General features: G+C 60.4%; 14 protein-coding genes. 11 read left to right on the forward strand and 3 right to left on the reverse strand.

The features are described from left to right. Positions 1-6: 6 nt before the first annotated feature. Positions 7-789 carry a PhzF family phenazine biosynthesis protein gene (locus ACK6BI_RS03450; RefSeq protein ID WP_409316004.1) on the reverse strand — a complete coding sequence of 261 codons (783 nt, stop codon included), beginning with the start codon at positions 787-789 and terminating at the stop codon, positions 7-9. 89 nt (positions 790-878) lie between these two features. Beyond that, positions 879-1,349: a Cys-tRNA(Pro) deacylase gene (ybaK, locus tag ACK6BI_RS03455; protein WP_409316005.1), complete on the reverse strand. Its 471-nt coding sequence runs from the start codon at positions 1,347-1,349 to the stop codon at positions 879-881. A gap of 361 nt (positions 1,350-1,710) precedes the next feature. Here ybaK and ACK6BI_RS03460 point away from each other — a divergent pair, with 361 nt between their 5' ends. The 4 genes from ACK6BI_RS03460 (at position 1,711) to glpD (ending at position 6,731) form a co-directional block, all read left to right on the forward strand. After that, on the forward strand, positions 1,711-2,562 hold the full coding sequence (locus tag ACK6BI_RS03460) for an MIP/aquaporin family protein (protein ID WP_134827960.1): 852 nt from the start codon (positions 1,711-1,713) through the stop codon (positions 2,560-2,562). A gap of 78 nt (positions 2,563-2,640) precedes the next feature. Further along, complete coding sequence (glpK, locus tag ACK6BI_RS03465) at positions 2,641-4,143, forward strand: glycerol kinase GlpK (RefSeq protein WP_065258638.1); 1,503 nt, start codon at positions 2,641-2,643, stop codon at positions 4,141-4,143. Positions 4,144-4,238: 95 nt separating this feature from the next. After that, positions 4,239-4,994, forward strand: a complete 756-nt coding sequence (locus ACK6BI_RS03470; protein WP_065258639.1) for a DeoR/GlpR family transcriptional regulator — start codon at positions 4,239-4,241, stop codon at positions 4,992-4,994. Positions 4,995-5,192: 198 nt separating this feature from the next. Then, positions 5,193-6,731 carry a glycerol-3-phosphate dehydrogenase gene (gene glpD, locus ACK6BI_RS03475; RefSeq protein WP_409316006.1) on the forward strand — a complete coding sequence of 513 codons (1,539 nt, stop codon included), beginning with the start codon at positions 5,193-5,195 and terminating at the stop codon, positions 6,729-6,731. Between the two features lie 55 nt (positions 6,732-6,786). On the opposite strand, the gene ACK6BI_RS03480 is transcribed toward glpD, so the two are convergent. Continuing rightward, positions 6,787-7,674, reverse strand: coding sequence for a LysR family transcriptional regulator (locus tag ACK6BI_RS03480; RefSeq protein ID WP_409316135.1), 888 nt, complete (start codon positions 7,672-7,674; stop codon positions 6,787-6,789). A gap of 106 nt (positions 7,675-7,780) precedes the next feature. Between ACK6BI_RS03480 and ACK6BI_RS03485 the strand changes: the two genes are divergently transcribed. From ACK6BI_RS03485 to ACK6BI_RS03515, 7 genes are read left to right on the forward strand one after another with little or no spacing between them, the layout of a single operon-like run. Then, positions 7,781-9,148 (forward strand): MFS transporter, encoded by a 1,368-nt coding sequence (locus ACK6BI_RS03485; protein WP_409316007.1) that lies wholly within the window; start codon positions 7,781-7,783, stop codon positions 9,146-9,148. After that, positions 9,129-9,545 carry a DUF4440 domain-containing protein gene (locus ACK6BI_RS03490; protein ID WP_409316008.1) on the forward strand — a complete coding sequence of 139 codons (417 nt, stop codon included), beginning with the start codon at positions 9,129-9,131 and terminating at the stop codon, positions 9,543-9,545. Before ACK6BI_RS03485 ends, ACK6BI_RS03490 begins: the two co-directional genes overlap by 20 nt. Then, positions 9,542-10,474: a PDR/VanB family oxidoreductase gene (locus ACK6BI_RS03495; RefSeq protein WP_409316009.1), complete on the forward strand. Its 933-nt coding sequence runs from the start codon at positions 9,542-9,544 to the stop codon at positions 10,472-10,474. The genes ACK6BI_RS03490 and ACK6BI_RS03495 overlap by 4 nt, the downstream gene beginning before the upstream one ends. A 41-nt stretch (positions 10,475-10,515) precedes the next feature. Further along, complete coding sequence (locus ACK6BI_RS03500; protein WP_409316010.1) at positions 10,516-11,790, forward strand: aromatic ring-hydroxylating dioxygenase subunit alpha; 1,275 nt, start codon at positions 10,516-10,518, stop codon at positions 11,788-11,790. Further along, positions 11,771-12,253, forward strand: a complete 483-nt coding sequence (locus tag ACK6BI_RS03505) for an aromatic-ring-hydroxylating dioxygenase subunit beta (RefSeq protein WP_409316011.1) — start codon at positions 11,771-11,773, stop codon at positions 12,251-12,253. The genes ACK6BI_RS03500 and ACK6BI_RS03505 overlap by 20 nt, the downstream gene beginning before the upstream one ends. Positions 12,254-12,281: 28 nt before the next feature. Continuing rightward, on the forward strand, positions 12,282-13,982 hold the full coding sequence (locus tag ACK6BI_RS03510; protein ID WP_409316012.1) for an NAD(P)/FAD-dependent oxidoreductase: 1,701 nt from the start codon (positions 12,282-12,284) through the stop codon (positions 13,980-13,982). A gap of 31 nt (positions 13,983-14,013) precedes the next feature. Further along, positions 14,014-15,351, forward strand: coding sequence for an amidase family protein (locus ACK6BI_RS03515; protein WP_409316013.1), 1,338 nt, complete (start codon positions 14,014-14,016; stop codon positions 15,349-15,351). Positions 15,352-15,388: the final 37 nt, after the last annotated feature.

The following is a 15,388-nucleotide window of genomic DNA, read 5'->3' on the forward strand; positions in this document are numbered from 1 at the left end:
TTTGCCTCAACCCAACATCAAGGTGCCGGTCGCAACGAGCGTCGCATTGCCGCCGATCTTCACCCGCTCGCCCTCCAGCCGACAGAACAGCTCCCCGCCCCGCGCCGAACGCTGGCACGCGGTCAGGCTGGTTTTACCCAGACGTTTTGACCAATACGGAATCAGACTGCAATGGGTCGAGCCGGTCACCGGGTCTTCATTGATGCCGATGGCCGGTGCAAAGTAGCGCGAGACGAAATCATGCTGATTGCCCCGGGCCGTGACGATGGCGCCCAGCCAGGGCAGTTTGGCCAGAGCAGCCATGTCCGGCACGCAATCGAGCACAGCCTGCTCCGAATCCAGTACAACAAACAGCTCGTTGGAACTCAGTACATCCACCGCCTGAACATTCAGCGCTCGCTCGATCTCCACGGTGACGCCTTTCTCTACTGCCTCGATGGCCGGGAAATCCAGCCACAACCGGCCGCCTTCGCGGCTGACACTCAACGGCCCGGACTTGCAGGTGAAATCCAGACGCTCGGCTGTTTCCTTGTAGATCTCGTACAACACATAAGCACTGGCCAACGTGGCGTGACCGCACAACGGCACTTCCGTGGTGGGCGTGAACCAGCGGATATGCCAGGCCTGGCCTTCGCGCACCAGAAACGCGGTTTCCGCCAGATTGTGCTCGGCGGCGATCTTCTGCATCAAGTCGTCCGCCAGCCAGGCGTCGAGGCGATAAACCATCGCCGGGTTGCCACTGAAGGGTCGATCACTGAATGCGTCGACCTGATGAAACTCGAGCTGCATAACCTTCTCCCTGTGTCAGTCGAAAGAGCATGTATCGCAGGAAAAATCAGCGCCAGTGACAGAACCGGACAATTTTCTTCATACAGAGATCAGGCACGACCGATTTCAGCGAACTTCGCCTGGGTGTGCTCGGCCAGGACAGCGGGCGCCAGTTCGACTTCCAGCCCACGTCGCCCGGCACTGACATAGATGGTCGCAAAGCCCTCGGCGGAATGATCGATAAAGGTCCGCAGACGTTTTTTCTGCCCCAGCGGACTGATGCCGCCCAGCAGATAACCCGTGGAACGCTGCGCCGCGGCCGGGTCGGCCATTTCAACTTTTTTCACTCCAGCGGCATGGGCGAGCCCCTTGAGGTCGAGGCTTCCGACGACCGGCACTACCGCCACCAGCAATTCACCTTTTTCACTGGCCGCCAGCAGCGTCTTGAACACCTGAGCCGGCTCCAGCCCCAGTTTTTCCGCGGCCTCCAGTCCGTAGGACGCAGCCTTGGGGTCATGTTCGTAACTGTGCACGCGATGTTCGGCACGAACTTTTTTCAACAAGTCCAACGCAGGGGTCATGGCAGCTCCAGGCTCGGCAGTGGCAAAAGATCCTGTGCCGGATTCTAGGCCATCGCCACGTAAAAGGCTCTACTGCGCGCCACGTTTCCCGTGGCTTGCAGGCCGACAACAGGATCGTCGGTGCGATGACCCGCAGGATCATTCATCTGACTGATAGTTTATTTGTGACCGATGGTTCACTTTCGACCTTTGACAGCTTTGTTTCTTGTCTATATTTTTTCGAATCTGAATAATGTAAGAATTATCGACATCGCAGCACCCAGCAGTAAACCGGGATCAGGATGGGGATCCTGCCCCGGCGAAAATCGCGCCTTGCCCTATTGGCAAACGCGCCAGACAACAACAAAAACCGAGGTTTTCAATGACAACTGCGTTACAGCAACCATCGCTCTCGAGCCAGTGCCTGGCCGAGTTTCTGGGTACTGCACTGCTGATCTTTTTCGGTACGGGCTGCGTCGCCGCGCTCAAGGTCGCGGGTGCGAGTTTCGGCCTGTGGGAAATCAGCATCATCTGGGGCGTCGGCGTGAGCATGGCGATCTACCTCACCGCCGGTGTTTCCGGCGCGCATCTGAACCCGGCCGTCAGTATCGCCCTGAGCATTTTCGCCGACTTCGAAAAGCGCAAACTGCCGTTCTACATTCTTTCCCAGGTCGCCGGCGCCTTCTGCGGCGCATTGCTGGTTTACACGCTGTACAGCAACCTGTTCTTCGATTTCGAACAGACGCACCATATGGTGCGTGGCTCGGCCGCCAGCCTGGAGTTGGCGTCGGTGTTCTCCACCTTCCCGAACCCTGCCCTGTCGACCGCCCAGGCATTCCTGGTCGAGGTGATCATCACCGCGATCCTGATGGGTGTGATCATGTCCCTGACCGACGATAACAACGGCCTGCCGAAAGGTCCGCTGGCGCCGCTGCTGATCGGTCTGCTGATCGCCGTGATCGGCAGTTCGATGGGCCCGCTGACCGGTTTCGCGATGAACCCGGCCCGTGACTTCGGTCCGAAACTGATGACTTTCTTCGCAGGCTGGGGTGAAATTTCCTTCACCGGCGCCCGTGAAATCCCGTACTTCCTGATTCCGATTTTTGCACCGATTGTCGGTGCCTGCCTCGGCGCTGCCGGGTATCGCGGGCTGATTGCCCGTCACCTGACCGGCGCCACACCTGCTACAAAGGATGCAGAACCGGCCATTGACGGCAAACCAAGAACTTCTTGAAACAGTCGGCGCGGGTTCCTGCCCATATCGAGCCCGCGTCACGGCCCACTCTCCCTTATTTCGTCCAAGGCAATCGACATGACCGACATTCAGAACAAGAACTACATCATTGCCCTCGATCAGGGTACGACCAGTTCCCGCGCAATCATTTTCGACCGCGATGCGAACGTGGTCTGCACCGCACAGCGCGAATTCGCCCAGCATTACCCGCAAGCCGGCTGGGTCGAACACGACCCGATGGAAATCTTCGCCACCCAGAGCGCGGTGATGGTCGAAGCCCTGGCCCAGGCCGGGCTGCATCACGACCAGGTGGCCGCGATCGGCATCACCAACCAGCGGGAAACCACCGTGGTCTGGGACAAGACCACTGGCCGCCCGGTCTATAACGCGATTGTCTGGCAATGCCGCCGCAGCACCGAGATCTGCCAGCAGCTCAAGCGCGACGGTCATGAAGACTACATCCGCGACAACACCGGCCTGGTCACCGACCCGTACTTCTCCGGCACCAAACTGAAGTGGATTCTCGACAACGTCGAAGGCAGCCGCGAACGTGCACGCAACGGCGAGCTGCTGTTCGGCACCGTCGACAGCTGGCTGATCTGGAAATTCACCGGCGGCAAGGTGCACGTCACCGACTACACCAACGCCTCGCGCACCATGCTCTTCAACATCCATACGCTTGAGTGGGATTCGAAGATGCTGGAAATCCTCGACATCCCTCGCGAAATGCTGCCGGAAGTCAAAGCGTCCTCGGAAATCTACGGTCGCACCAAGAGCGGCATCGCCATCGGCGGTATAGCCGGTGACCAGCAGGCTGCACTGTTCGGCCAGATGTGCGTGGAGCCGGGCCAGGCGAAAAACACCTACGGCACCGGTTGCTTCCTGCTGATGAACACCGGCGACAAAGCGGTGAAATCGCAACACGGCATGCTCACTACCATCGCGTGCGGCCCGCGCGGCGAAGTGGCTTACGCGCTGGAAGGCGCGGTGTTCAACGGCGGTTCGACCGTGCAGTGGCTGCGTGATGAACTGAAAATCGTCAACGACGCCCACGACACCGAATATTTCGCCAATAAGGTGAAGGACAGCAACGGCGTCTATCTGGTGCCAGCCTTCACCGGTCTGGGCGCCCCCTACTGGGACCCGTATGCCCGTGGCGCGCTGTTCGGTCTGACTCGTGGCGTACGTGTGGATCACATCATTCGCGCGGCCCTGGAATCGATCGCCTACCAGACCCGCGACGTCCTCGACGCCATGCAACAGGACTCCGGCGAACGCCTGAAGGCCCTGCGCGTGGACGGCGGTGCGGTGGCGAACAACTTCCTCATGCAATTCCAGGCCGACATCCTCGGTACTCAGGTCGAGCGTCCGCAAATGCGCGAAACCACCGCATTGGGCGCTGCCTATCTGGCCGGCCTGGCGTGCGGTTTCTGGGGCAGCCTGGAAGAACTGCGCGGCAAGGCGGTGATCGAGCGCGAATTCGCACCGAGTCTGGACGAAGCGGCAAAAGAGAAGCTGTATAAAGGCTGGAAAAAAGCCGTCAGCCGTACCCGTGACTGGGAACGTGAAGACGCCGAATAAGCCACGAACCGGACTCGTATCCGTATGTAACTGGTAGGGAGGAGATTCCTGCGGCATCATGGGCAAATTTTGCACGGCAGCCCAAAGGAAGCCCCATGAATCTGCCTCCCCGTCAGCAGCAAATCCTCGAACTGGTCCGCGAACGCGGCTATGTGAGCATCGAGGAAATGGCCACGTTGTTCGTTGTTACCCCGCAAACCATCCGCCGCGACATCAATCAGCTCGCGGAAGCCAATCTGCTGCGTCGCTACCACGGCGGCGCCGCCTATGATTCCAGCGTCGAGAACACCGCCTACGCGATGCGCGCCGATCAGATGCGCGATGAGAAACAACGCATCGGTGAAGCCGTAGCCGCACAGATTCCCGATCACGCCTCGCTGTTCATCAACATCGGCACCACCACCGAATCCATTGCCCGCGCCCTGCTCAACCATAGCCACCTGAAAATCATCACCAACAACCTGCACGTCGCCTCGATGCTCAGCGCCAAGGATGATTTCGATGTGCTGCTGACGGGCGGTAACGTACGTCGCGACGGTGGCGTGGTAGGTCAGGCGAGCGTGGACTTCATCAATCAGTTCAAGGTGGATTTCGCGCTGGTGGGCATCAGCGGTATCGACGAAGACGGCAGCCTGCTCGACTTCGATTACCAGGAAGTACGGGTATCCCAGGCGATCATTGCCAATGCGCGACAGGTGATTCTGGCAGCGGACTCCAGCAAGTTCGGGCGCAACGCGATGATCCGTCTCGGCCCGATCAGCCTGATCGATTGCCTGGTCACCGATCAGCAACCGGTACCGGCCCTGGCGCAACTGCTGAGTCAGCACAAGATTCGTCTCGAAGTCGTTTAGCCCTCCTCCCGCACAAGGCGCCTTCATGGGCGCCTTGTGCGCATCTGATGTTCGAATATTTTCCTTTCACCGCCCTTCGATGAGTTTTTTCAATCGAAGTTGACTGGCTGTGCGCATCTTAATGGGCTACCATTTTCGCAAATGAACATTTATGTTCGATTTCCAAGACAGAAAATCAAAAGAGCCCGAGGCCAGCCGATGTCCACCTCTACCTTGCGTACGCCCCCTATCTCCGAGATCTACGATATTGCCGTCATCGGCGGCGGGATCAATGGCGTGGGGATCGCAGCGGATGCCGCCGGTCGCGGTCTCTCGGTGTTCCTTTGCGAAAAGGACGATCTGGCCAGCCACACCTCGTCGGCCAGCAGCAAGCTGATCCATGGTGGCCTGCGCTACCTCGAACATTACGAATTCCGCCTGGTGCGTGAAGCCCTGGCCGAGCGTGAAGTGTTGCTGGCCAAGGCCCCGCATATCGTCAAGCCAATGCGTTTCGTGCTGCCGCACCGTCCGCATCTGCGTCCGGCATGGATGATCCGCGCCGGCCTGTTCCTGTATGACAACCTCGGCAAGCGCGAAAAACTCGCCGGTTCGAAAAGCCTGAAGTTCGGCGCCGACAGCGCGCTGAAAAGCGAAATCAGCAAAGGCTTCGAATACTCCGACTGCTGGGTCGACGACGCCCGCCTCGTCGTATTGAACGCCATGGCTGCCCGCGAGAAAGGCGCGCACATCCACACCCAGACCCGTTGCGTCAGCGCCCGCCGTGCCAAAGGCCTGTGGCACCTGAACCTGGAACGCGCCGACGGCAGCCTGTTTTCGATCACCGCCAAGGCGCTGGTGAACGCCGCCGGCCCGTGGGTCGCCAAGTTCATCCGCGACGACCTGAAGATGGAGTCGCCGTACGGCATCCGCCTGATCCAGGGCAGCCACATCATCGTGCCGAAGCTGTACGAAGGTGATCACGCGCACATTCTGCAGAATGAAGATCAGCGCATCGTTTTCACCATTCCGTACCTGAACAACCTGACGCTGATCGGCACCACCGACCGCGAATACACCGGCGACCCGGCCAAAGTGGCGATCACCGACGGCGAAACCGATTACCTGCTGAACGTGGTCAACGCTCACTTCAAGAAGCAGATCAGCCGTGACGACATCCTGCACACCTACTCGGGCGTACGCCCGCTGTGCAACGACGAGTCCGACAACCCGTCGGCCGTGACCCGCGACTACACCCTCGCGCTGTCCGGCAGCACCGAAGAAGCGCCGCTGCTGTCGGTGTTTGGCGGCAAGCTGACCACCTATCGCAAACTCGCCGAGTCGGCGATGGCGCAGTTGATGCCGTACTTCACCCAGATGCGCCCGAGCTGGACGGCCACCGCCACCCTGCCGGGTGGTGAAGACATGACCACGCCGCAGGCCCTGAGTGCGCTGATCCGCGACAAGTTCGACTTCGTTCCAAGCGAAATTGCCCGCCGCTGGGCCACCACCTACGGCAGCCGTACCTGGCGCATGCTCGAAGGCGTGGACACCCTCGCCGACATGGGCGAACACATCGGCGGCGGTCTCTACACCCGTGAAGTCGATTACCTGTGCGCCGAAGAATGGGCAACCACAGCCCATGACATCCTGTGGCGCCGCAGCAAACTGGGCCTGTTCACCACCCCGGCCGAGCAGGAAAAACTGGCGGCCTACCTGAACCAGGTCGAGCAGAACCGCAACAAGATCGAAGCGGCCTGATCTTCAAGCCGCTCAAACGAAAGCCCCTGAATCGCGAGATTCAGGGGCTTTTGCGTTACTGCGCCAGATGCAGCAGGAGGAAATCGATGAACGCCCGGGATTTGTGCGGCAGATGCGCAGTGTTGGGGAAGACGACGTTGATCGACTGCGATGGCAACGCATAGGCCGGCAACAGGCGAATCAGCCGTCCGCTGGCGATATCATCCTCGACCACCCAGCCCGGCAGTACCGAGACGCCGAGCGACGACAAGGTCATCGAACGAATCGCCGTCGAGGAATTGGATTCGAAATGGCTGGTGCCATTGACCTCCACCGCACGCCCCTGATCATCGCGCAAAACCCATTGCGTAGGCGCCTGCAGATTGCTGTTGGCAATCCATGGCACACCGTTCAGATCCTGCGGCTGTGCCACCGGGTGACGTTCGAGAAATGCCGGAGTCGCCACCAGCACGATCTGATAATCCGCCAGCTTGCGACTCTTGAAGGCCGAATCCGCCAGATTGCCAAGACGCACTACCAGATCCAGTTTTTCCGCCACCAGATCATTCAACGACGAGTTGAAGTTGTAGCTCAGTCGGATTTCCGGATAACGCTCGTTGAACAATGGAATCAACGGAAGAATGAACTTCTCGCCGTACTCACTGGTTGAACTGATTCGTAACTTTCCGGAAACCCGGTTATTACCCTTGAGCACATTATCAAAGGCATTATCGATATCCGCGACAATGCCCTTGAACTCTTCATAGAAGTCCTGACCTATTTCAGTCAGCGATATGTTTCGGGTGTTGCGGATCAGCAGTGTCGCCGAAAGAACTTCTTCCAGCGCCTTGACATGCAGGCTGGCCATGGCTTTGCTGATACTCAGATAGTTCGCGGCCTTGGTGTAAGAACCGAAGTCGACTACGGCAAGAAATGTCTGAACCCGATTCAGATGAGCATGCATGGCGGTAGCGTTCACTGTTTAATTCCTTCAAACATTGTTTCAAGGATAGTCGTATCGACACTCCAAGTCCATCGCCCCTATGCTTTGCGACAAAGAGGAAACAACAATGAACTATCGCTACAAGATCGCACTGATCTTTCTGATCGGCTTTTTTATTGACTGCATAAACATATTCATGTCTGCCGTGGCATTGCCAAGTATCTCGGCAACATTGCAAGTAAGCAGTTCTTCGGTGGCCTGGGTGGCCAATGCCTACATTCTCGGTCTGACGCTGATCATTCCTGTCAGCACCTGGCTGGCCGGGCGCTTCGGCAGCCGCGAGATTCTCACCGCCTCGATGCTGGTGTTTACCGGGTCCGTGTGGATGTGCGGCCTGGCTGACAGCTTCCATGAGCTGGTGATCTGGCGATTCGTCCAGGGCATCGGCGGCGGTTTGCTGATTCCGGTGGGCCAGGCGCTGACCTTCAACCTGTTCCAGGGTGAGCAACGGGCGAAAATCTCCACGCTGGTGATGGCCGTGGCCCTGATCGCCCCGGCGATTTCGCCGACCGTCGGCGGCATCATCGTCGACAGCAGTTCGTGGCGCTGGGTGTTTTACAGCAACATTCCGTTTTCGCTGATTGCCGCAGGACTATCGTGGTTCTGGATCCGCGAAGCCCGCCCCACCAGCCTGCCACGCCCGGACATCCTCGGTCTGCTATTGGTCAGCGCCGCCCTGGGCAGCCTGCTGATGGGCATGTCGCTGTACGGCGGCGACTATCCTGCCATCGAAGCCATCGCCTGTGTCGCGGCAGGCCTGATGTTCGTGGCGCTGTACCTTCTGCACTACCGTCGCAAAAGCGACGCGATCATTGACCTGAGCCTGCTCAAGAGCAAAAAACTCAGCACCTCGATCTTCATCTATTACGCGATTCCCGGCGTGTTCACCGGGGTCAACCTGATGAGCATCTTCTTTCTACAGAACACCCTGCACTTCAGCGCACGCCTGACCGGCATGTTCATGATCCTCTACGCCATCGGCGCATTCATCGCGATGCTGATCTGCGGCCGGGTCTACAACAGAATCGGCGCCCGACGCCTGTTCACCCTCGGCATGCTGCTGCACAGCGCCGGCATCGCCACCCTGATGCTGGTGGATGCACCGACCGATATCGGGGTCATCGTGATCGCCTACAGCCTGATGGGCATCGGCGGCGGAATCGGCGCCAACACCGCGCAAACCACCTCGCTGATGGACTTCAAGGGCGGTGAAACGCACAAGGCCAGCGTGATCTGGAACATCAACCGGCAGATGTCGTTCAGCGTTGGCGCGGCCCTGTTTCTGATGATCTACAACCTGCTGCTCAAACAGTTCGACTCGACCCCGGCCTATCACGCCACATTCGCGATTGCCGCGCTGGTCGGACTGTTCCCGCTGTTTCAAATGAGTCAACTGAACCCTCCAAAGGAATGCCATGAACAACAACCCGGTTGAACAAGCACGCCACAGCATCCACCACGTGCATGAGCTGATTCATCGTGTCTTCACCAATGCCGACGGTGCCGGCGAATCCGCCATCGCGCCGCTGATGGATGTCTTCAGCGAAGACTTCAGCATGGTTACCACCTCGGCCGCCGTGGTCGGTCGGGCCCAGGTCGAGCAACTGTTCAAAGGCGCGGTCGGTGCCCGACCAGGCCTTGAGATCGATATCAGCGACCTGCACACGATCTGGCACGAGGGCCCGACCGTCGCCCTGCGCTACAAGGAAACCCATCGCCAGAACCAGCGCGAGACTTCGCGCATTTCCGTGGCGATCCTGCGCGTGCATCAGCACAGCACCCGCTGGCTGTACCTGCACGAAACGCCGCTGCCCCAGGAAACCCCGGCATGAATTACACCGTTACCCATTGCCGGATGCTGTCGGCATCGATCAAGGAAATCACCGTCAGCGGCGCCCCCGCCGCTACGGAATCGGCCCACGCCGGGGCGCACTTCAAATGGCTGATAGCGCCTTCGGGCGAATGGCGTCATTACTCCACCGTAGAGCTGGGCGATTGCGCCGAAGGTCAATTCACCTTCGCCATCCGTCTCAGTGACGAATCCGCCAGCAGCCACTACCTGCGCTCGCTGGTGGTCGGGGATCAGGTGCAGCTCGAGGGCCCGTTCAACACCTTCAACTACCCGCTCGACAGCCGGACCGGCCGCGACATCGCCATCGCTGGCGGCATCGGCATCACTCCGTTGACCGGCATCCTGCGCCATCTGACAGCGCTGGAGCGTTCGGCACACCTGCATTACTTCGCCCGCAGCGCTGACGATGCGGCCTATGCCGAAGAGCTGCGCGCACTGCTGCAGGAACGGATGAGCCTGCACCTGTCCGGTCAACGCCCGGCGATTCACCAGGTGCTCGCCGACCTGAGCCCCGAAGACCGGCTCTACGTCTGCGGCCCGGCAGCGATGCTCAACGACATCCTGAGCCATGCCGAATCCGCCGGACTGCCCCGCGATCGCATCCATCTGGAAGTGTTCAACGTCGCTACGGACGAAAGCGCTAAAGGCTTCACGGTGGAGGCGGCAGATTCCGGCGTGAGCATCGAGGTCAGCCCCGACCAGAGCTTGCTCGAAGCCCTCGAAGCCGCCGGCCTCGACCCGATCTCCGACTGTCGTCGCGGCGAGTGCGGTGTCTGCGCGCTGGATGTGCTGGAAGGCGACGTCGAGCACCGGGATTTCATCATGAGCGAACAAGAAGCAGCCTGCAGCGCACGGATCTACCCTTGCGTTTCCCGGGCGAAAAGCCAGCGCCTGAAGCTGGCGATCTGAAGAGGACTCCCCCGTTGGACAACTATTTCAATGGCAGAGAAGTGCACAAATCTCTGTTCCTTGATCAACAACTGTTCGAACAGGAGCAGCAGCGTGTCTTTGCCGCCAGCTGGTGCTATCTGGGCCACGACAGCCTGATCCCCGAGACCGGCGACTATTTCACCGCCACCCTCGCCGGCCGGCCGCTGGCAATGGTGCGTCAGAAGAACGGTGACATCGTGGTGCTGCACAACCGCTGCCCGCACAAAGGTGTGAAAGTGCTGGCCGAAGCGCGTGGCAATGTGGGCCGTTTCATGCGTTGCCCCTATCACGCCTGGACGTTCAAGACCGACGGTGAACTGCTGAGCATCCCGGTGAAAAAGGAATACGACGACTGCGACCTGAGCAGTTGCTCGGCCCACAAGGGCATGCAACCTGTCGCGGCGGTGCGCAACTATCGCGGCTTCGTGTTCGTGCGCCTGAGTGAAACCGGTATGGGCTTCGACGAGTTTTTCGGCGAGTCGCTGTCGACACTGGACAACATGGTCATGCGCTCTCCGCAAGGTCAGTTGCGAGTGGTCGGTCAACCGCTGCTGCACAGGCATCGCTGCAACTGGAAGATGGTGGTCGACAACCAGACCGACACCTGCCACCCGATGATCGCCCACGAATCCTCGGCGGGCGAAGCCATCCGCCTGTGGAAGGAAACCGGCGACCAGAGCCGGCCTGCGCCGATGGCCGTGGAGTTGTTCTCACCGTTCATGGGCTCGTACGAATTCTTCGCCGGCATGGGCATCCGCGTCTGGCCCAACGGCCACGGACACACCGGGGTCAGCAACTCGATCCACAAGGCCTACACGAGCATTCCCGGTTATTGGGAACTGATGGTGGAAAGCTACGGCGAGGACCAGGCCCGGGCCATTCTCGACGACACCCGTCACAACACCGTGTATTTCCCCAACCTGATGGTCAAGGGCCCGATCCAGACCCTGCGGGTGATCCGCCCGGTGAGTGCGCAGGAAACCATCGTCGAGTCGTGGATCTTCGAACTGCAAGGCGCCCCGGTGCAGTTGCTGGAGCGGACCGTGCAGTACAACAACCTGATCAACTCGCCGTGCTCGATGGTCGCCCATGACGACGTGGAAATGTACGAGCGGGCCACGGAAGGTCTGCACAGCGATGCCAACGAATGGGTCAACGTCGCCCGCCTGTTCGAACCGGGCGAGACCCACGACCAGACGCGCGTGGTGTCCGGCACCAGTGAACTGGCGATGCGCAACTTCTACGACACCTGGCAAAACCTGATGCGGAACGACCATGCACCACGATCAAACTGAACGGGCCATCGAGCGTTTGCTCGAGACCGAAATGCACCTGCTCGACCAACAGGATTTTGAAGCCTGGCAACAATTGCTGAGCGACGACTACACCTACTGGATTCCGATGACCCGCCAACAGCGCAGCCCGCTGCTCGAATCCTCGCTGGTGTATGAAGACCGCTTCCTGACCACCCTGCGCATCAACCGTCTGGCCAATGCCCGCAACTTTTCCCAGCAGCCGAAAAGCCGCTGCCTGCACATTGCCCAGCGACCACGGATCACGATTGAAGAGCCGTCGTACAGCGCCGTCGCCAGCAGCAACCTGCTGTATTGCGAAGCCCGTGGCGACCGCGAATGGCATTACCCGGCCACCGTCGAACATCGTCTGATCAACCTCGACGGCGAGTGGAAAATCCAGGGCAAGAAAATCCTCTTGCTCAATCCCGACCGCGCCCTCGAAAGCCTGCAGCTCATCATCTGACCGACCGAGAATTACCCCTGTGAACTCCATGAACAATCCTGCCAGCCAGGCTACCGCGTGCCTGTCTTTCCCCTATGTCGACCTGCTTTACGATTACGGTCAGTTCCTGCGCAACGCCGACCAGGCCATCGGCTGCCTGCCGGCGCACACTGCGGAAAAACACATCGGCATCGTCGGCGCCGGTCTGACCGGACTGGTGGCGGCCTATGAACTGCTGCGTGCCGGTGCCCGCCGCGTGACCCTGTTCGAGGCCGAAGAAAGCCATATTGGCGGTCGCTTGCTGACCCAGTGCTTCGATGCAGAACAACCGCAGTTCATCGCGGAAATGGGCGCCATGCGCTTTCCGCCGAGCGAGGTCGGACTGTTCCACTACCTCAACCGATTCGGCATCCAGACCACCGAAGCCTTTCCCGATCCGGGGGTGGTCGATACCGAACTGCATTACCGCGGCGAAACCCACCACTGGCCCGCGATGCAGCCGCCGCCGGCGTTGTTCAGTACCGTGCACCAGGGCTGGAATGCCTTTCTGCGCGAAGGTGCCGTGCTGGACGACGGCACCTGCCTTGCCCCGCCGCTGCTGCTGACCGACTTGCTCAAGCAACACAATTTCCGTGAAGTGCAGCCGGAGTGGCAACGCTATCTGGATTGCTTCGGCGACAGCTCGTTCTACTCGGCCATGGTGCGCATCTTCACCAGCCAGAACCCGCCGGGCGGCAAGGCCTGGCGCAAACCGGAAGACTTCCACCTGTTCGGCTCGCTGGGCATCGGCTCCGGTGGTTTCCAGTCGGTCTATCGCGCCTCGTTCACCGAAATCCTGCGGCTGGTGGTCAATGCGCTGGAGGTCAATCAGCGACTGGTACCGAACGGTATTTCTTCGCTGGCAGAACTGATCGCCGACACACGCTTCAACGGCATGCAACTGCGCGACATGATTTGCCGCACGCGCATCGAATCGATCAACAAGGGCGCCGACGGGCAAATCCTGCTGGCCGGCAGCAACGGCGAAACCTATGCCTGCGACCGGGTGATCACCACCACGACGACCCGCGCCTTGCAGGTCAATCTCAAGCTGACGCAGAACCAGGCATTCGTGAACCGTGACGTGGCCCGGGCGATCAACGAAACCCACATGGTCGGCTCGTCCAAGCTGTTCATCCTGACCAAAGACAAGTTCTGGCTCAAACATGGCCTGGCGCAGAACATCCAGACCGACACCCTGGTCAAGGGCGTGTACTGCCTGGATTACGCCCCGCAGGATCCGGATTCCTGGGGCGTGGTGCTGATCAGTTACACCTGGGAAGACGACTCGCACAAGATGGTCTCCATGACCGACAAGGTACAGCGCTGCCTGCGGCTGGTGGATGAACTGGCGATGAGTGCCCCGGAATTCGCCCGCCACCTGGTTCCGCTCGACGGCGATTATCAGCGCTACGTGCTCGAATACGACTGGCTGACCGACAAGCACGCCCTCGGCGCCTTCAAGCTGAATTTCCCCGGCGACGACATCTATTCCGAACGGCTGTTCTATCAGTTCCGCACCGCCCTCGACCCGCGCCAGGACACCGGGCTTTATCTGGCGGGCTGCGGCGCATCGTTCACCGGCGGCTGGGCCGAAGGCTCGATCCAGACGGCCCTGAACGCAGCGTGTTCGGTCATCAGCAGCCTGGGTGGCGACCTGATCGACGGCAATCCGCTCGACGGTCTGGTCCCGCAATACCGCTACTGCTGATGGCGCCCTCCTCTTTTCGCCGAGACCTTCCATGTACAGTCAGTTTTCCATCGAACAGCTCGTCAACGGATTGCGCCGTGGCGAGCTCTGCCTCGACACCTGTCAGCAAGCCCTGCGCGAGCGCCACGAAAAAACGCAGCATCTGAACAGTTTCATCACCTTCGATCCGACAGCGCTGGGCTATGCCCCGGATGCCGATCGCCTGGCGCCGCTGTACGGGCTGCCGGTGTCCTTCAAGGACAACATCAATGTGCGCGGCATGCCGACCACCGCCGGCACGCCCGGCCTGGCCGATTACCGGCCGCAGAACGATGCCGGCATCGTGGCGCGCTTCAAGCAATTGGGCGCGCGCGTGGTGGGCAAGAACAACATGCACGAACTGTCGTTCGGCGTGACCTCGGCCAACCACAGCCACGGCAGGGTCATCAACCCGGCGAACGAACGTCACAGCGCCGGGGGCAGCAGCGGTGGCTGTGCCGCCGCCGTCGCCGCCGGGCTGGTGCCGTGCGCGGTGGGAACCGACACCGGCGGTTCGGTGCGCATTCCGGCGGCCTTCTGTGGGATCGTCGGCCTGCGCCCGACCACCGGCGAGTATCCGGCCGACGGCATCGTCCCGGTCTCGCAGACCAAGGACACCCCGGGCCTGCTGACACGCACGGTGGAAGACTGTCGGTTCGTCCACGGCCACCTGACCGGCCAGCACGCCACGCCGCTGCCCGAGGATCGTCCGCTGTGCATCGGCCTGCCCGAACGCTTTCTCTGGGCCGATCTGGACGACAACGTCAGCCGTGACTGCCGCGTCGCCATCGATGCACTCGCCAGCAACGGTGTGGAGATCGTACCGATCGACGACGCGGTGATCGGTGAGATCAACGAATACATCCAGTTCCCGCTGCCGATCTACGAATTCTTCATCGATTTCCCACGCTTTCTGATGAAGGAAGGCCGGGGCGGGGATTTTCTCGACGTCCTGGCGCAAATCGCAGACCCCGGCATCAAGAAAATCCTCACCACACAACTGGAAAGCCCGGCAATTTCCTACACCGATTATGTGCAGGCATTGATGAGCAAAGTCCGGCTGGAGCAGGAGTACCGGCAACTGTTCGAGCATCACCAACTGGACTTGATGGCCTACCCGACGGTCAGTTGCAGCGCGCCATTGCTGACCGATTGCGCGGATGAAAGCCATTTCGAGCGGTTCGTGCGCAATACCGACCCGGCCAGCAACCTGGCAGCGCCGAGCATCACCGTGCCGGTAGCGGCGCCGGGTGCTCTGCCGGTGGGCCTGTCGTTCGATGCACTGCCGGGGCAGGACCGTTTCCTGTTGCAGGCCGTGAGCCGGCTGTCAGCACTGCTGAACATCCGATGAGCGCCGCTCGCCCCGAGAGGGGCGAGCTGGAGCGAAT

Source organism: Pseudomonas sp. KCJK9016, from assembly GCF_046231795.1.
Taxonomy (GTDB): domain Bacteria; phylum Pseudomonadota; class Gammaproteobacteria; order Pseudomonadales; family Pseudomonadaceae; genus Aquipseudomonas; species Aquipseudomonas bananamidigenes.